Source organism: Pedobacter sp. NJ-S-72, from assembly GCF_053890575.1.
The window spans coordinates 695,372-711,696 of sequence record NZ_CM132681.1 but is presented as its reverse complement, the minus strand read 5'-3'; the positions used below and the strand labels follow the sequence as shown (position 1 = coordinate 711,696).

Annotated in this window: 25 protein-coding genes; 9 read left to right on the top strand and 16 right to left on the bottom strand. The window is 36.4% G+C overall.

Going from position 1 to position 16,325, the window contains the following annotated elements; genetic code table 11:
* Window positions 1-17: 17 nt before the first annotated feature.
* From ACWYN3_RS04710 to ACWYN3_RS04700, 3 genes are read right to left on the bottom strand one after another with little or no spacing between them, the layout of a single operon-like run.
* Window positions 18-539: a DUF3828 domain-containing protein gene (locus ACWYN3_RS04710; protein ID WP_456220100.1), complete on the bottom strand. Its 522-nt coding sequence runs from the start codon at window positions 537-539 to the stop codon at window positions 18-20.
* A gap of 3 nt (window positions 540-542) precedes the next feature.
* On the bottom strand, window positions 543-1,046 hold the full coding sequence (locus ACWYN3_RS04705; protein WP_456220099.1) for a hypothetical protein: 504 nt from the start codon (window positions 1,044-1,046) through the stop codon (window positions 543-545).
* Window positions 1,000-1,386 carry a hypothetical protein gene (locus ACWYN3_RS04700; protein ID WP_456220098.1) on the bottom strand — a complete coding sequence of 129 codons (387 nt, stop codon included), beginning with the start codon at window positions 1,384-1,386 and terminating at the stop codon, window positions 1,000-1,002. The genes ACWYN3_RS04705 and ACWYN3_RS04700 overlap by 47 nt, the downstream gene beginning before the upstream one ends.
* Window positions 1,387-1,500: 114 nt before the next feature.
* On the opposite strand from ACWYN3_RS04700, the gene ACWYN3_RS04695 reads away from it, so the two are divergent.
* Window positions 1,501-2,067 (top strand): hypothetical protein, encoded by a 567-nt coding sequence (locus tag ACWYN3_RS04695; protein WP_456220097.1) that lies wholly within the window; start codon window positions 1,501-1,503, stop codon window positions 2,065-2,067.
* Window positions 2,068-2,095: 28 nt separating this feature from the next.
* Window positions 2,096-2,221 (top strand): hypothetical protein, encoded by a 126-nt coding sequence (locus tag ACWYN3_RS04690; RefSeq protein ID WP_456220096.1) that lies wholly within the window; start codon window positions 2,096-2,098, stop codon window positions 2,219-2,221.
* Here ACWYN3_RS04690 and ACWYN3_RS04685 read toward each other — a convergent pair.
* From ACWYN3_RS04685 to ACWYN3_RS04675, 3 genes are all read right to left on the bottom strand, one after another.
* Window positions 2,218-3,525: a TonB-dependent siderophore receptor gene (locus ACWYN3_RS04685; protein WP_456220095.1), complete on the bottom strand. Its 1,308-nt coding sequence runs from the start codon at window positions 3,523-3,525 to the stop codon at window positions 2,218-2,220. The genes ACWYN3_RS04690 and ACWYN3_RS04685 overlap by 4 nt on opposite strands.
* The gene (locus tag ACWYN3_RS04680; RefSeq protein ID WP_456220094.1) at window positions 3,503-4,036 is read right to left on the bottom strand and encodes a hypothetical protein; all 534 of its coding nucleotides are present in this window, start codon (window positions 4,034-4,036) and stop codon (window positions 3,503-3,505) included. The genes ACWYN3_RS04685 and ACWYN3_RS04680 overlap by 23 nt, the downstream gene beginning before the upstream one ends.
* Window positions 4,037-4,192: 156 nt before the next feature.
* Window positions 4,193-4,588, bottom strand: coding sequence for a carboxypeptidase-like regulatory domain-containing protein (locus ACWYN3_RS04675; RefSeq protein WP_456220093.1), 396 nt, complete (start codon window positions 4,586-4,588; stop codon window positions 4,193-4,195).
* Window positions 4,589-5,185: 597 nt separating this feature from the next.
* Here ACWYN3_RS04675 and ACWYN3_RS04670 point away from each other — a divergent pair.
* From ACWYN3_RS04670 to ACWYN3_RS04655, 4 genes are all read left to right on the top strand, one after another.
* On the top strand, window positions 5,186-6,139 hold the full coding sequence (locus tag ACWYN3_RS04670) for a sensor histidine kinase (RefSeq protein ID WP_456220092.1): 954 nt from the start codon (window positions 5,186-5,188) through the stop codon (window positions 6,137-6,139).
* Between the two features lie 52 nt (window positions 6,140-6,191).
* Window positions 6,192-6,518 carry a LytR/AlgR family response regulator transcription factor gene (locus tag ACWYN3_RS04665; RefSeq protein WP_456220091.1) on the top strand — a complete coding sequence of 109 codons (327 nt, stop codon included), beginning with the start codon at window positions 6,192-6,194 and terminating at the stop codon, window positions 6,516-6,518.
* 25 nt (window positions 6,519-6,543) lie between these two features.
* The gene (locus ACWYN3_RS04660) at window positions 6,544-6,957 is read left to right on the top strand and encodes a LytR/AlgR family response regulator transcription factor (protein WP_456220090.1); all 414 of its coding nucleotides are present in this window, start codon (window positions 6,544-6,546) and stop codon (window positions 6,955-6,957) included.
* Window positions 6,958-7,118: 161 nt separating this feature from the next.
* Window positions 7,119-8,042, top strand: coding sequence for a hypothetical protein (locus tag ACWYN3_RS04655; protein WP_456220089.1), 924 nt, complete (start codon window positions 7,119-7,121; stop codon window positions 8,040-8,042).
* A 19-nt stretch (window positions 8,043-8,061) separates the two neighbouring features.
* Here ACWYN3_RS04655 and ACWYN3_RS04650 read toward each other — a convergent pair whose 3' ends face one another.
* From ACWYN3_RS04650 to ACWYN3_RS04620, 7 genes are all read right to left on the bottom strand, one after another.
* On the bottom strand, window positions 8,062-8,499 hold the full coding sequence (locus ACWYN3_RS04650) for a hypothetical protein (protein WP_456220088.1): 438 nt from the start codon (window positions 8,497-8,499) through the stop codon (window positions 8,062-8,064).
* Window positions 8,489-9,217 carry a 7TM-DISM domain-containing protein gene (locus ACWYN3_RS04645; RefSeq protein WP_456220087.1) on the bottom strand — a complete coding sequence of 243 codons (729 nt, stop codon included), beginning with the start codon at window positions 9,215-9,217 and terminating at the stop codon, window positions 8,489-8,491. Before ACWYN3_RS04645 ends, ACWYN3_RS04650 begins: the two co-directional genes overlap by 11 nt.
* 37 nt (window positions 9,218-9,254) lie before the next feature.
* Window positions 9,255-9,893 (bottom strand): 7TMR-DISMED2 domain-containing protein, encoded by a 639-nt coding sequence (locus tag ACWYN3_RS04640; protein ID WP_456220086.1) that lies wholly within the window; start codon window positions 9,891-9,893, stop codon window positions 9,255-9,257.
* 122 nt (window positions 9,894-10,015) lie between these two features.
* Entirely contained in the window at window positions 10,016-10,513 is a 498-nt protein-coding gene (locus ACWYN3_RS04635) for a polysaccharide lyase (protein ID WP_456220085.1), read from the bottom strand.
* Between the two features lie 8 nt (window positions 10,514-10,521).
* On the bottom strand, window positions 10,522-10,899 hold the full coding sequence (locus tag ACWYN3_RS04630) for a hypothetical protein (protein ID WP_456220084.1): 378 nt from the start codon (window positions 10,897-10,899) through the stop codon (window positions 10,522-10,524).
* Window positions 10,900-11,389: 490 nt separating this feature from the next.
* Entirely contained in the window at window positions 11,390-12,316 is a 927-nt protein-coding gene (locus ACWYN3_RS04625; RefSeq protein ID WP_456220083.1) for a hypothetical protein, read from the bottom strand.
* A 69-nt stretch (window positions 12,317-12,385) separates the two neighbouring features.
* The gene (locus ACWYN3_RS04620) at window positions 12,386-13,174 is read right to left on the bottom strand and encodes an NIPSNAP family protein (RefSeq protein WP_456220082.1); all 789 of its coding nucleotides are present in this window, start codon (window positions 13,172-13,174) and stop codon (window positions 12,386-12,388) included.
* A gap of 355 nt (window positions 13,175-13,529) precedes the next feature.
* Between ACWYN3_RS04620 and ACWYN3_RS04615 the strand changes: the two genes are divergently transcribed.
* Genes ACWYN3_RS04615 through ACWYN3_RS04605 form a run of 3 tightly spaced genes read left to right on the top strand, consistent with a single transcriptional unit; the run spans window position 13,530 to window position 15,278 of the window.
* Window positions 13,530-14,126 carry a TetR/AcrR family transcriptional regulator gene (locus tag ACWYN3_RS04615; RefSeq protein ID WP_456220081.1) on the top strand — a complete coding sequence of 199 codons (597 nt, stop codon included), beginning with the start codon at window positions 13,530-13,532 and terminating at the stop codon, window positions 14,124-14,126.
* A gap of 10 nt (window positions 14,127-14,136) precedes the next feature.
* Complete coding sequence (locus ACWYN3_RS04610; protein ID WP_456220080.1) at window positions 14,137-15,036, top strand: FAD-dependent oxidoreductase; 900 nt, start codon at window positions 14,137-14,139, stop codon at window positions 15,034-15,036.
* On the top strand, window positions 15,006-15,278 hold the full coding sequence (locus tag ACWYN3_RS04605; protein WP_456220079.1) for an FAD-dependent oxidoreductase: 273 nt from the start codon (window positions 15,006-15,008) through the stop codon (window positions 15,276-15,278). Before ACWYN3_RS04610 ends, ACWYN3_RS04605 begins: the two co-directional genes overlap by 31 nt.
* On the opposite strand, the gene ACWYN3_RS04600 is transcribed toward ACWYN3_RS04605, so the two are convergent.
* The 3 genes from ACWYN3_RS04600 to ACWYN3_RS04590 are packed head-to-tail and all read right to left on the bottom strand — an operon-like array spanning window position 15,275 to window position 16,235.
* On the bottom strand, window positions 15,275-15,460 hold the full coding sequence (locus tag ACWYN3_RS04600; RefSeq protein ID WP_456220078.1) for a hypothetical protein: 186 nt from the start codon (window positions 15,458-15,460) through the stop codon (window positions 15,275-15,277). The two genes, ACWYN3_RS04605 and ACWYN3_RS04600, sit on opposite strands and share 4 nt — an antisense overlap.
* Window positions 15,461-15,471: 11 nt before the next feature.
* Window positions 15,472-15,954: an ATP-binding cassette domain-containing protein gene (locus tag ACWYN3_RS04595; protein ID WP_456220077.1), complete on the bottom strand. Its 483-nt coding sequence runs from the start codon at window positions 15,952-15,954 to the stop codon at window positions 15,472-15,474.
* Window positions 15,951-16,235 (bottom strand): hypothetical protein, encoded by a 285-nt coding sequence (locus ACWYN3_RS04590; RefSeq protein ID WP_456220076.1) that lies wholly within the window; start codon window positions 16,233-16,235, stop codon window positions 15,951-15,953. Before ACWYN3_RS04590 ends, ACWYN3_RS04595 begins: the two co-directional genes overlap by 4 nt.
* Between the last annotated feature and the right edge of the window lie 90 nt (window positions 16,236-16,325).

The window sequence follows — 16,325 nt, the reverse complement described above, 5'->3', positions numbered from 1 at the left end:
TACAGCAACAAAGCTTATCATTTGCTCCGTGCAATTGGTTCTTGCACTAAAAATCCAGAAAGAATCAATTTAAGGTTATCACGGGGCGCGTTTTTCATTCTATAAAGTACATTATCAATCTTCCAGACACCTCTTTCTTTGACAAGATCGATCTCATCAGTCCACGTCCTATTTCCTTCACGGCTGTTCGTAAATTCTACGCGAACTGTAGCTTTGTCTTCATCAGTTTTTACACGTCCTATTTTATAAGAGGTATAACTCTCGTACATACTCGTAAAAATATCCCCTTCAATCAATGCGGGTTTATCTGTTGATTTAGCAGCTTTTAACTCTGCTGCCGATTGATCTTCCAATGCAATTGCCCGATCAATAAGAGAAGCCAGTTCTGCAGACAATAAAGATTTGTCAACATCTTCGAAGGGGCCTTTATAATTTTTATAAAATACGTCTACAGCTTTAGCTACCTGATTACTTTTAGAATTGTTACAGCTAAATAAGATTACAGCTGCAATTATTGATAATAAGATTTTGATTTTCATATACTACTCCATGTTTCCTGAATAAATAGTTCTTCCATTTTTTAACTCTCCAAGTCTCCACACATTATTTCGCTTCTCTAAAAACACACCTCCATCAGCAGATTCAGTTTCATAAGCTGTTAATGACTTCTTGTTCAATACCCAACTCGTCTTTTGTGTAAATACCTCTGCCTTTTTCTGATCATCAGAAAAGATAACACTGGCGATTGATGTTCTATCCATACTTCTCAATTTAAAGGGCAATTCAAAAACACGGATACATCCCTTTTTGATATTACTCCATTGATATTGATTACCGGCAGACAATCTGCAACGCTGATCATCAGCATCCGAATTCACTAAAGTAATCGGGGTTAAAAATTGTGATAGCACATCTTTAGTACTCTTGCCTACAGAACGCTCTCCTTTAAAGCGGACATTATCAATTTTCCATGCGCCGTTTTCTTTGATCAATTCAATTTCATCTTTTCCAGGTTTCAGTACCAGATTTGTTATTGGTAAACTCAACCAATACTGCAGCCTTGTCATCATAAATTTTAGTCTCTCCTATTTCGTAAGAGGTGAAGCTTTCGGACAGACTGGTGAAAATATCACCTTCAATCATCGCCGGCTTATCTGTTGATTTTAAGACTTTAAGTGCTTCAGCAGATTTCACCTCTTCTGCGATAGCTTTGTCTACCAAAGAGGATAAGGAGGCAGATAGTAAATTTTTGTCTGCATCTTCAAGCGGCCCTTTATGCTTTGTATAAAAAGCATTGATCACTTTGTTAATCTCATTATTTTTGAAAGGGTTACAACTGAATAAGAGCGCTGTTACAATCAATGATAACAGGATTTTTAATTTCATATAAATTATTTTTTAAAGTTTATGAGCCATTCAGGCTTTTCTATAGTTGTGTAAACGCCATTGAGTATCAATACCCCTATTTCTGATAGGAAATATTTTACATTTGCCTTAGTTATGAGAAGAACAGTTTATCTCCTTTTGCTCTTTGTTGGTTTTCCGCTCATAAGCCTGGCTCATGGCTATTGGTTTGATATTAAAGGTTCAGGGAAAGTAAATCAGCCCGTTAAAATTCAAATCTGTTTTGGTGAAATAGACGAGTACAGTGTACGTCACCGTGAAACAGGGTCAGATCTTTCACAATTGGGCGAATTTAAGATCACCGTTATTGATGAGAAAGGTAAAAGCACCATTGTACAGATTCATCCTAAAGCAGATTGCTGGGAAGGAACTTTTATTCCTAAAGAAAAAGGTATTTACCAGATTCTGGGGATAAATGAATCGCTTCCAGTAGTAGACCGCTCAAAAACCGGAGGAAAAAATGTACGCCCAATCGACTATCTATGCGCAGCCTATCGTGTAGAACATACCGGATATGTATCAAAACCTGTTCAGTTTTTAGATATAGTTACAGCGACAAGAGAAAAACTTATAGTGGTAAAGGCTTTCAATAACAATAACCCCGGCAAGCAGTTCTACAAAACTACGTGTTTTCAACCCAGAGAACCGGGAGAAATCACTTGAAATTGATGAACATGGTGAAGCCGTTTTTATGCCAACAATGAAGGGACTATACATCATCAGACAAGACTTCACCGTACCAGTTGCAGGAACTTTTAAAGGATTACCCTATACGAGTATCCGTCACCGCTGTAATTACTGTTTATTAGTTGATTAGAATCTAACTGTTAAATTGGCCAGATAACGAGCTGGGCTTTGTGGTGTTAAACGCACAGACCAGGCTTTTTCACTGGTCAGGTTATCAACTTTAACACCAATCCGAAAACGGCGCTGATCATAAAATACAGTGGCATCAAACATCGTATAACCAGGGATAATTACTTTGGAGGTTGTTGTATTTGTCTGATATGACGAACTTCCGGAATTCCCACCAAAACCAGCTCCAAAACCTTTCAGTTGTCCCTTGGGAAATTTATAACTAAGCCAGAAATTAATCATTTTATCAGGGCCTGACAAAGCTGGTCTTAAACCTTCAACTGATAGAGCGGCGTCTATAAATTTGCTGTCATTATAAGCATATCCGGCTATAATATTGAAACCTGGAAATGGATTTGCTGTCAGCTCAAATTCAACCCCACTGCTTTTTTGATTTCCATCCTGGATTTGATAAGTAGGATTAGCCACGTCATCACGGACCATATTTTTCACCTTAATATTATAGTAACTGATTGTACCTACTAGTTTATGGTCAAAAATATCTCCTTTAATTCCTGCTTCAATCTGATTGGCTTGCTCAGGTTTAAAAACATTTCCATTCACATCAGAACCCGGCTTATTTGTAAAAGAGTTCATGTAACTTCCAAAAAGGGAGACTTTATCTTTAAGCAACTGATAAACTAAACCTAATTTAGGTGAAAGCGCAGTCTGACCATAGGCCCCCTTATTCACAACATTAATATTATTTGTCACCCCGTCAGCCTGAAAACGATCCAGACGAAGAAGACTTAACATGGCTAAAAGCCTTTCATTAATATTGAATACATCCGAAGCATAGACAGCATAACTGTTATCAGCATTAGATTCATTTCTTACAACTGTAGATTTAGGATTAAACGCCAGATCATCAATAGTTTTTTTTTTGCTGATTCCTGAATCAGCACCCGGATTCACAAAATTCACCTTTGGTCCGGTTATATGAATCCTGTCAAAAGTATTGGTATTATTATAAAAATCAAGACCAATAACTACTCTGTTACGATGAGCACCAATCTTGAAGTCTCCTGTAAAGTTCTGTTGGATATCTGTTGCAATAAATGAAGTATATCCTCTCATCACTAAAGCATTAATCTCGGTATCAGATATGCCGTTCAGTGCTGAAATATACCCTCGGATAGTTGTGCTGGCTCTGGACATTACTGTCTGTGAAGTCCATTTTTCGGATATTTTATAATTAAACTGCGCAAATACATTCACCATTTGTGTTCTGTAAGCAAGGTCATTATTTCCAAACAACTTTATCATAAGGAAACTTCATATCCCTGATATTCTGAACCTTAACAGTTCCATCTTTAGCCGTGTTTTTTGTATAAGGATTAAAGCGTACCACAGAAGTTCCTTCAGCCTGCCCGTATTCTACATCAAATAACATAGAGAGTTTATCCGTGATCTGATAAGAAAGGCTTGGAGCAACACTAAAGCTCTTCGTAAATCCTGCATCCTGGAAATTATTCTCATAAGTACCAGCGCTATTTAAACGGAACAAAATAGTTTTATCAGCATTTAAAGGTGTATTGATATCAAAAGCCATTCGTTTATAATCCCAGCTCCCGCCAAATAACGAGACTTCACCGCCAACTCCGTTATAAGGTTTCTTAGTTACACGGTTAAACAAGCCTCCATAACTAGACAAATTAGTTCCAAATAAGGTAGCGGAAGGGCCTTTAATTGCCTCTATACGCTCCAGATTTGCCGGATCAATAGCTGTATAGGCAAAACCAGCAACCCCCCATTCTAACCATTGGTTCAGTTTCAAAACCACGGGAGCGGAAGGTTACCCTCCCCTGGTTTGCAAGCATGGGGATACCCGAACCAGGAACATTTTTAGAGATACTCCCTAAATCAACAGCCAACTGCTCTTGAATGAGCGCTTTAGGAATAGAAATATAGACTTGAGGGTTTTCCAGATTTTTCAAAGGAAGACGCGCAATATATACACTCTCTTTTTTTTAGAAAACCTGTTTGCAGTACCACCAATGGTAACCTCTTGCAGTGCCTGTACATTTTCTTGTGCAAGCTGGTAATTTGTATTTGTTGTTTGTCCTGCAATAACAGTTACAGGCAGATCTTTTTGTGCGGCCCCAAGCATTTGTATCCTGATTGTATATTTTCCCGGGATTATTTTTTTAAATGTATAATTACCATGGTCATCAGTCAGTGTATTTTTATGAAGTTCTATCAGGGAAACTGAAACCGATCCGGCCGGCTGACCATCAACTAAAGAAACTTTTCCGTCTATATTCCCGGTTGTCTGAGCGAAACTGTTATAAAAGCCTAATAATAAAAGTGAAGTGAATAAAAATTTCATCAAATAATTTGTATGAGTATTGTAATCGTTACACAGGCAAATATAAGACATTATTTGTATTCAGTCTAAATAGGTTTTAGATAAAATCTCTCTTTATAGTCAACATAAATTGAGTCGCGATTCTTGTAATTTCAGCCCGGTTTTTTGTGAAGTGGGTCGCTTCAAAAGAAATCCAGGTAAGTTTAAGCTGATCTTTGTCTCATTAAAATAATAAGGAGAAATCACATGACCCTAAAAGCAAGAACAACATCCTCGGTAAGAAAAATATATGATCTGATTAAATTAGCACCTGTCATATTGATAGTTTTGGTTGTATTATTATCCTGCGGACTGATATTTTTATAAGCCGGATATTCCGGTATAATTTATAATCCGGGTATCCCCGTTACTAACCGGATTTGCAGATTCAAATAGGATTAATATTTAGAAATGACATTTATTTAAATGCTTACTCCTATTTTTGTTTAGATGTCAACTTCAAGTTACAGATCTTTCAGGTTATACGGATATCCCAGTTTCGGGTTAATCCTTATCCTGCTATTTTTTTTAATTAATCCCTACGAGAGGTCAATTCATAGCTGGAGACAATTTTCCTTTTTGGACTTTATTTTTGTTGATGTGTTATTGACGATGTCTTATGCAGCCCTTCTCTTTGAGACCGGGATACAGCTGACCTTAAGGCTCAATAAAAAACTTCCCTGGGAAAGGAAGATTATGACAAGGTTTGTCGTCCAGTTCCTGCTGCATATTTCTTTGATCTCGATTACCCTGATCCCTATTTTCCAGATTGAACTTCCCAGCAAGTTTACAGCCGACCAGCTTCTGTTTCGTCAAATCATAATCTTTAGCTTTATCTTTTCCCTATTGGCTACAGCTGTATTTGCCGCTGAACATTTTTTCCATAAGTGGAAAGACAATCAGTTAGAAACCTCGATTATGAGACAGCATGCTACGCAGGCTCAGCTGGATGCCCTTAAACTTCAATTAGATCCCCATTTTTTGTTTAATAATTTAAGTACACTTGCTTCTCTTATTCCAGACAACCCGGTCTTGTCAGTCGATTATGTGATCAAACTGTCATCAATTTATCGCTATATGCTCACCAACCGGCCACAGAATATCATTTCTATCAAAGCCGAACTTGAGTTTATCAATGCATATTTGTTTTTATACCAAACCCGTTACGGAGAAGCTATATGTATCAACATCTCAAACATTGAAGAATTAAGTGAAAAAGGAATTGCTCCTTTAACACTGCAATTGCTAATAGAGAATGCGATTAAACATAACTCCTTCTCTGCTGAATCCCCTTTAACAATTGATATCTTTTCAAAAGATAATAAATGGATCGTAGTAAAGAATAATAAATCTCTCAAACTGACCAGGGAACCAGGCTCGCAATTAGGATTAAAAAACATCAGGGAACGATACTTGTTGTTAGGTGACGGAGAACCCGTAATCAATAATGAGGAAGACTTCTTTGAAGTCAAAATACCTTTATTATTACTAAACAGTAAATTTAAACCGTTGTCACTGAAACTGGGCGATTAAACCCAAATCAATGCCTCACAATACTTAAATCATTATTATTGACCCACGCGATATGCTCAGTGTTTTAATTATAGAAGATGAGATCCCGAATGCATTAAGGTTAAAAGAAATGCTGATGAAGCTGGATGATACCATACAGATTACCGGACAACTGCAAACCATTAAGGCCAGCATCCAATGGCTTAGTGAAAATAAGCATCCCGATCTGATTTGTATGGATATCCGTTTAACAGACGGATTAAGCTTTGAACTATTTAACCAGGTTCAAATTGAATCACAAGTCATCTTTATTACCGCTTACGATGAATATGCACTCAGAGCATTTGAAGTAAATGGAATTGATTACCTGTTAAAACCACTTGAAGCAGCTAAACTTTGAAAATAGCATCCGCAAGGTTAAAAATATGATAGGTAAAGCTGATCATTCTGGTATGCAGGAAATCCTTCAAAAGATAGAAATCAAAGAAAATGTGTATCGTTCCCGCTTTCTGGTTTCCTACCGCGATATGTTTGTGCCGGTGGTCACAACGGATATAGCCTACTTCACTTCAGAAAACAAAAAGAATTACCTGACAACTCACCAGGGACAACGGTATATGATTGATCAAACACTTGAAGAACTCGAGCATGAATTAAACCCACAGGATTTTTTCCGGATAAGCCGTCAATACATTGTTTCTGTCAAATCCATTCATAAAATTTATCAATCCTTCAATGGTAAATTGAAAATTGAACTGATTCCTGCTAATGAAGACAGTATTTTAGTGAGCCGGGATAAATCTGTAAGTTTAAAAAAGTGGTTAAACAGTTCCTTTTAAAAATAGAAGCTTACATTACGCATAAATTGTCTGTACATGGAACCTAATGATGTAAAAAAAATATCGCAAGCAAGAAACCTATTTTCCCAGTCACACCTGCATTGCAGAAGTATCTGCGAACCTATCAGCGCGATTCAAAACTTCCAATTACATATAACGATTTGCTAGTATTTAATGAAGCTTATCCGATCATGGATAAATACGGGAAAGATTCACTTTGGGAAGGCCCCATATATCCTGCGGACCGGATTGAACAGCTACATAACGGCCTGAAAGTCATTTACGCCAATTTAAAAGCCTCCGGTAACCTGCGGATTGTACAGCATAAGTATATTGAGAAAATTGAATATTGCACTTTTGGTAATACACACCCTTTCCGGATCAAAATTGTAAACCGGTTAAATGATGTGTACGACTATTTCTATGTTAAAAAAGCAGATGCATCAAGAATATACGGACTGGAACTGGAAGAAATTCTGTCCCCAAACCAGGTAAACTACCTGGTTGACGGAGAAACCCTCATTGAAGAACATGTAGCCGGGATTCCTGGAGATGTTTTTGCAAAAATGTATTTGCATAATCCAGACTATAACCCCACCCGTATCGCGAAAGAATTTGTAAAATTTAACGAACGCTGCTTAGTCATGTTATTAGGCGATATGAGAGCCTATAATTTCGTTGTCCAGATCACCCCAGATTTTGACGATATCCAGTTTAGAATCCGGGCTATCGACTTTGATCAGCAATTTTACGAAGGGAATATCAAAGTATATCTCGCACAGTTCTTCAAAGAGAACCTTCCTTATGTAAAAATGTGCATGGACCAGTTAACAGATAAAACATACCTGCAATATCAGCAGGAGGAAAAGTCCTCCATATTACATCGTGTCCGTAGCGAACGTCATCGTCTTGCTGATTTACGCGATGTATCAAATTCAGAAATCCTGACTACGCCAGAAAACATAGAAACTTTAAAACAAGGTATGGCCGATCATTTTGCTGACCAGCATTACTTAGAATGCAGGACTATGACGGATATTGTAGAATTAAATATTAAAAACATTATCAGACAAGTAAAACTATAATTCAATATATTAACTATATTTATATGGTATTACAATCCAGAACCAGTTTACTCCATCCACCCTCACCAGTATTCTTTAATTCTTTTTTCCGCTCCTCCAGAATCTTCTGCATTTTACTGTTATAAGCCCAGCAAGTACTTTGCCTGATTAGCAATAATCCTGAAAGTTTATGGGAAGAAATCTTCCCTTTAGTCGAATACACAAGAAAAAGCATATAAAAAGCCTTATTAATTGGAATTTTACTGTTTTGAAAAATCGTACAGGCAATTACAGATTCATCGTAACCACACTTTGTACACCTTCTGCTATACGGTAAAAAGCCAGCAAGAAAGTATGTATTGGTACATTTACGGCAGGTGTACCCTTTAGCCCATTTCAATTCAGAGAGATATTTAAAACAAGTTTCCCTATCCGGATAGATCTTACTGAACTCAGCAAAATCAACCTCATGCGACATTACCCGCGCTTTTGTCACCTTTTTTTATATTCAAATGCAATTCCTGATTATCCTTCTCCAGCATCACATTCATTGAAGAGATTTCTTCATTCTGCTTTTCAATGATCGCAGCCTTGGAACTCACCTCCCGCGTGCGTTCATCCACTAATTTAGTCAATTCATTATTCAGCGTATCCTTTAAAGCCCGTACGCTTTCGCCAATAGCAAAAGACACCAGGATCATTTCAAATACAAAACAAAAACTTAAACTATAATAAGTAAACGGTCCGTAAGGCATCCAGCTTACATCCAGTAATAACAGGATTTTAATCAGAAAACCAATAACAAGAAAACTATAACCAATCACAAAAAACATAGCCGGACGATATCCCTTCTTCCATATATAAATACCCGTTCCATAAGCCACCAGCAATGGAATAAATTCAATCAGTTTATAGTTAAAAAGATGCGTATTGAAAATACTGACTACAAAGAACAGGGTGCGCAAAACAATGACAGCAATAATCAATTGGTATAATTTCGGAGCTTTCATCTTTGTATGAAGAAAACTAAGCGTAAACATCAAGCCAAAAAAGCTGCTTAAATATAATGCAAAGCCGATACCATACGCATTCCACAAAGGCCAGTCGGGCCACAGATACTGAAAGGCTATACCATCAATACTCATCTCATATAAACCAATACTCAGGTTATACAAGACATAATAAAGGTATTGCATCTGTCTGAATGCAAAAAACATCAGTAAATTATACAGACTAAAAAAAAACAATAACCATCCCGTAGAACAATCCAAAAATCAGGTATTCATTCAATGCATATTTGATAAACCAGCGAATGTCCCTCAGCACAATAATTGCAGAAACTGATTGTGAAGATTTTATTCTTACATAATAAGTTAGCTCTGCATTAGAATCATTACTCAATTCATAGATAAAGTTTTTATGCTGATATTCTCTTTTGTTAAAAGGGTAAGCTGTACCAGAATGATACGCATGATAATTACTATTGCTATCAGGTACAAATAAGCTAATTATTGATAGACTGATCAAAAAACTCCAGAATCCAGTTTTTCCCGGATGCTTCGGCATGCTTGATCTTAAACTTATACCAGTAGGCAGAATTTGTACGATAGTTTTTTTTTTGGTATACTTCGTATTGACCAGAAACTTTGAATTTACTGAAGGCTTTAAAATATCAAACAGCGTTAAAACGTTCGTTTTATCTTCCAGATATTCAATTTCTCTATAAGAGAAAATATGATGAGGAACTTTGTCATTAACAAAAACAACCTTTTGCGCAAAAGTCAGATTAATGGTTAACAATAAAGATAAGCATAGAACCATAAGGATTCTAACCAAATAGCCGATCATAGAGGTAAAAACAGGTTTAGTCATTAAAAATTATACAGCTATTGATCACAGGATTACTAAATATAATCAATTACAATGAAACCATCATGTGCAGCAGAACACCAAATGAATGGCCCGGCAAACGGCAGCCGGGCCATTTCAGCGCATTAGTTGATTTTTTTGTTGACCTTTAAATTATCGTAATAGATATAATCTGTAGTATTTGCTTTCCATTCTTCCTGACTTCCACCTCTGAAAGTATGGAAAGTAAGCTTATTAATCAGCCTTTGACTATCATTTGTTGTCCAGCGAATATCATTATCCAGTATAGTTGTACCATCGATAATGATTTGAGCATGTCCGTTAGTGCTAGAACCAGTATTACTCTTAATATACATGTGAACATGATACCATACTCCTTTTTGAAGTGATCCGCTTGCAGGGAACCTTTTGGTATAAGTATCACCAAATTTAGTAGGCTGATCTTTATGATAAACATAAGGTTGGAAAAACACTCTGTCTGCACCTGGAGAATACCACATTAATCTTAAAGTACCACCATTTCCATCCCATCCTGGATCTCCCCCAGTATTACCTTCACCAATTGCAAAGCCAAAGCCAATCTTTCCACCTCTGCTAAAGTTGAAGTTACTATGAAATTTCACATCATAATCTACTTCGTAGCAGAACCCTGATTAATATTTACATTACCAACCATCCCACCGGCAGCTGACAGCGCGTTTGGTAATAAAGTAATCCTTAATCCATTTGCATCTTTCCCATTGGTAATAAAAGCTCTTGAATCCTGCCATCCTGAAACATTTCCAAAATCCGCAGAAGCTTGCGAATTGGTGTAAGTAGATCCGTTGGTTCTGTTTTCCCAGTTTAAATTTAACGAAGCATTAACAGCACTTACCTCTTTTTTTGACCCATCATTGTCAGGAGTATTTGAAACTTCCTGGCTAACCTCTTTTTTACAAGAAGCGCCGAATAAAACTGCAAGTAATACCAGACCAGTCATTAACTGTCTTTTGTTAGATTGTTTTCTCATAAGATAAATATTTGGTTGCTATAAATTTAAAGGAGTTTTATTGATATAAACAAGAAAATAATATCACAACAAAAACTGTATATCAAATAATTAAAAAATAAACAATACGCTTTAAATCATAGATTTCATAACACAAACAGCATCACTACAACCCTGAAACCAATTCAGCAGATTTGTGATTTCATGGGTGATACGCTTACAACACAAAAAAATATTTATTCTTTTTTTTGGTGAGGTCATCGCCTGCCCCACTCCATATTAAAAATTAAGAATCACCTGCAAGCAGCCTAATAATCATAAAACCCAAAAGAGTCATTATTACTCCTTTGGGTTTTATGATTATAGGCCTTTAAATGATTAGTAAGTCCTCATTCAGATTATACAGCTCCCATACATTCTCTTTATAATTCTTCGGAATTCCTTCTTTATTATTCTGAGCTTTCCGAACATCCCCCTGTTTACAAATAATCCTGCCCTTTGAGCCGGGTGATTATTTATTTAACTGTTTCAATTCCTTCTTTGTAAATTCTTTTCTGATAATTTCAGGAGTATCTCCAGCAATGTAATCCTGGTTTGAAACCAGCACTGCATTATCAATACCAGCCGAATGAAAATGAGGAGTTATAAAGCCATACAAACTTTTATAGTTTTCATTTCTTGCATTCTCAAAGTCCTTAGAATTAAGGTACATAACAACAAGAGAAACATTAAAATAATCATTTCCATTAGCTCTGCTATTCAGTCCCAAAGCTGTTCCTGGAAGAACTGTCTGTCCTAATTTAACAGCAAAGCTTCCTTTCTTGAAACCCGTATACCTGGCTATCGTTCCGTCAGCATGCTCTATAGTTATTTCATTAACTTTCGTCGTGAACTTCACCTCATCCGGTTTTTCAGGATCATATCCATCCTTTAACTCCACAACTATACCTTTTCTGACAACAGTAACTGTATCTTCCTCTTTGGTATAAAAACGATACGCTTTCCAGTCCTGAGGGGTTGTTTTACCAAAATATTGTGTCATTACATAATTGCTTTCGGCAGCTCTGACTTTAGTTCCGGTTTTGTAAGGAAGAAGGTATACAAAATCAGCATCAAATTTCGGATTCAGTTTCCCTCTGATATAATAAGAGCTATAATTAAAACCAATATTCAGCATTTTGTTTTCAGGTCTTAAATTCATAAAACTTCCTGAAGTTCCTTTAAGTGTAAATTCACGCTCCATTGGTCCCGAAGAATTAGTCAACTCCGTAAATTTAATAACGATGGTAAAGCTGCCGGGATCACTTTTATCATAGCTGAAATTTACAGATCTGTCGTCATTAATCCTTTGACTAACCTTGATCTGGCTCTCTTGTGCATTCGCTTTAAATAAGCTTCCGCTTATGAACAGAAAAAATAGTATTGCTTTTAGTTTCATTATTACGCCAGGTTTAGGCTGTTAAAATTATTGTTATAAGGTATTTGTCAATTAAAGTTTTACTCCTGATTATACTTGTGAATAAGGAGCAGGTAATAACAGTGTCGATGTGATCTTGTTAACCAGTAAAGAGTCAGCATATCCATCTACAGTGCTTATCTTTTTCCATTGTGAGTCAGCCCCGAAAGCTTTCCAGTGTGTATCCTTAGCAGCCAGATCATTAAAAGTGACCATATAAGTCAGATTCGGTCTCAATGGCCCGATTACAGTCTCACCCCAAAATACAGGTTCAAAACCCAGACGTTTAAAAATATCAATCTCTCCCTGATCGTTAAACATTTCAATTTTCTTTTTCCCTGCGGCCTCACTGGCACTTTGATATTGCCGCAGTTCAAAAATACGGGTCTTAGCAGCAGGAACAATCATTTTTGGAGCATGTGTAAAAGCCTTCATGATAGAACTCTCTATCCGCTCATAAGCAGGTTCTGTTGCTGGTGCTTTCAGGTAAGCCACTCCGTTTTGCTGATATACTTTGTCTTGATCCAGCTTAACAATTATATCATTGAAATGCAAAAGATCATGGTATGGGATCAATACATATAACTTCGTTTGTCCGGCAGGTTTTAACTCCGTAAAAACGCCAACATGCTGAATACCTAAACGATTGAATGCCGGGATAGCTGCTTTATTATAAAAATCCTCTACCAGCCCCTGTTGAATACTATTCTTTAACGTATAAACCCTAAGCTCATAAAATTCAGCAGATGTAGCCGCGACCATAGCATGAGTTACAACCGGGGTAACCATTGCAGCTGCTCCGGTTAATAAGGAGGCTTTTACGAACGAACGTCTTTTCATAGTGAAGGAGGTTAAAACAGGCATTTTTTAGATTTGCAATTATAGACTTATCCTATTATAAGTTTATGATTATTACGTCAACTCCTGTATATCTTACGTGAATATAAATATATTTTTCATTGGAATATAATTGTTTTTAATTGTAATGAAGCTATCATGTGCTACTCAATTTTTATTCATTTCGGTTTGTGTACTGCTACACATGAAGGTTTCAATTAAACTTAAGATGAGCTGGTAAAAGGTGTAAACCATCCTTCGTCACAGCAAAATAATAATACTAAAAATATTTCATAAGTAAATAAACATTTACTTACTTCGTGTCTGTATTGGAAGATTATACAATAAAAAAATTGCCATGAGACCTAAAAATCTAGAAAAAGAGGAAGCCATTCGAACTATAGCATTGCAGATCATTGCAGAAGAAGGATTGGAAAACCTGAGTATGCAGAAATTAGCTAAAGCAGCCAACGTATCCCCACGTACTATCTATATCAAATACGAAAACAAAGAAGATCTTTTAATCAAACTTTTCATTGAAGAAGTATTGGGTACGTATGAAAAAGCAGTGCTGGAAAAATTCAATCCGGACATGGATTTTGCTAAAGGAGTAAAAAAAATATGGCAGAATACATTTCAATATTTAAAAAACAATAGACATTCATTTGTATTGCTTCAATACGGAAAATCTTCACCCCTGCTGAATAAGGCATTTCAGCAGGCAAACATACAGGAAGGACAATTTTTTGCTCCTATCCATCAATTTCTAGAGCTTAATGCAGCGAACGGGGTGATTAAGAAATTTCCTCAGGAAGTACACCGGGCCCTGCTATTTTCTCCAATTCTTGATCTGGTCAATGAATATTTTGATTATCAGGAAAGACCAAAACAAATCATCACGAAAAAAGTACTATCAGAATGTTGCGATGCAGTAATTAAAGGAATATTAAAATAAAACAAATACAATGAACCTGATTGTAAATAAAAAAATAGCCATCGTAGGTGGAGGTCCCGGCGGATTAACGCTTGCAAGACTTTTACAAATGAACGGTGCAGATGTAAAAGTTTACGAAAGAGATATCAATAAAGATGCAAGAGTGCAGGGTGCAACGCTAGATCTGCATGAAGAATCAGGACTAAAAGCTCTTGAGGAGGCAGGATTGATGAGCGCATTCGAAGAAAACTATCGTCCTGGCGCTGACAGGATGTGTATTACCGATAAAAAAGCGAACATTTTATACGAAGATAACGCCGACGAAGAAGATAAAAGATCCCGCCCGGAAATAGACCGCGGGCCATTACAAAACATCCTGCTTGATTCACTGCAGCCCCATACTGTTGTTTGGGACAGTCATTTTGTATCCCTTTTCCCACAAGGTAATTCCTGGAAACTAGAATTTAAAAACGGACAGACTGCTTTTGCAGATATAGTGATTGCCGCAGATGGAGCAAATTCAAAAATCCGCCCTTACCTTACCCCTATTAAGCCCTTTTATGCAGGAGTGACAGTGATTGAAGGTGCAGTATACAATTCTGAAACAGCAAGTCCGAAAGTGCATAAACTATTAAATGGAGGAAAAATCTTTGCCATGGGCGATGAAAAAACCCTGATAGTAAGTTCAAAAGGAGATGGAAGTCTTGTATTTTATACCGGATGTAAAACAGATGAAAACTGGAGCAAAAATATCGGTATAGATTTTTCTCATAAAAAACAAGTACTGGCCTGGTTCAAAAAAGAATATTCAGGCTGGGATAACATATGGGATGAATTATTTGAAAACGCAGCGTCTAAATTTGTACCTCGTCCTCAATATTGCATGCCTTTTGACCAAACATGGGAAGCTTTACCAAACCTGACGATCTAGGTGATGCAGCACATCTGATGCCACCCTTTGCCGGCGAAGGTGTAAATATGGCTATGCTGGATGCATTAGAATTAAGTCAATGTCTTTTGAACGATGATTTTCCAGATACACAAACTGCCATTGCTGCTTATGAAAAACAAATGCGCCTAAGAGCTGCTGAAACTGCAAAAGACACCATGGTCTCAACAGACGCATTGCACTCTCCTGAAGCTATTTCCTTTTTTCTTAATATGTTCAATTAAGTGTGTGATCGATTTTTATGTGCAGGCAAATAACCCCAATCCACCAATTCCTGTACACCTTTAATCCGTTTAATTGCGCCTTCATACAACAAAACAATATTTGATGAGATATCTACAATATGGTGATAATCATGGTCAGTGATAATGAATCCTTTCGTTTTAGAATGACTTTGAATTATCACCTTAATCTTTTCTACAAAAATTGGTGAAATTCCATTAAACGGTTCATCAAATAATAAATATTTAGCCTCAGAGAATGAACCATTAATAAGATCTCGACTAACCTTATTTCCCCACCTGACAGCTGTCCACTCTTCTTTTTAAGAAATGGTTTAATCAAATCATTTTCTACTAAAACAGCGGCCTGATTTCTTGTACAAAAGATTGATATTATACTACTTATTTTTAGGTGTTTCGGCAAGAAGCTGTCCTGTGGAAGATACCCAATCCGCCTCCTGTTTTCAGATAAGCTATTTATTGATACATCATCAATTGATACAAACCTGTTTTCCGAATCCAAAGAGCCAAAAATAATCTTTAGTAAAGTAGATTTTCCAGAACCGTTTCTGCCCAAAAGACCAACAATTTCTCCTTGCTGACAGGAGATAAAAACATCGTTCAGAATTTGCCTTAATCCAATGTGTTTTCTAACACTATCTACATGTAAACCACTCATAATAAAACGAAGATCAAACCTATTACCGCACTTGTCACTATAGTATTAGCCCACAGCACAATTTTACTCAACCCAAGATTATAGTAGAAATAATATTCACCGGAATTATTGACTTCGTAAATAAAATAATGAAAAAGCGGTGTGATAATCATGAATGAAATTCCAATTCCAGCATAAATGTTCTTCAATGGCATTCCAAACAATGAAATCAAAATAGACATACCAAATGAAGGAATGAGAAGTTTCCTGTAAAAAAACCATAAAGCTTTTATTCTCCTCATACCAATTTAAATAATTTTCATTTTTCTATTTTAGATTTAACAATAATAAGAATTAATGGCATATTTACACCACAAATACATATACATCTA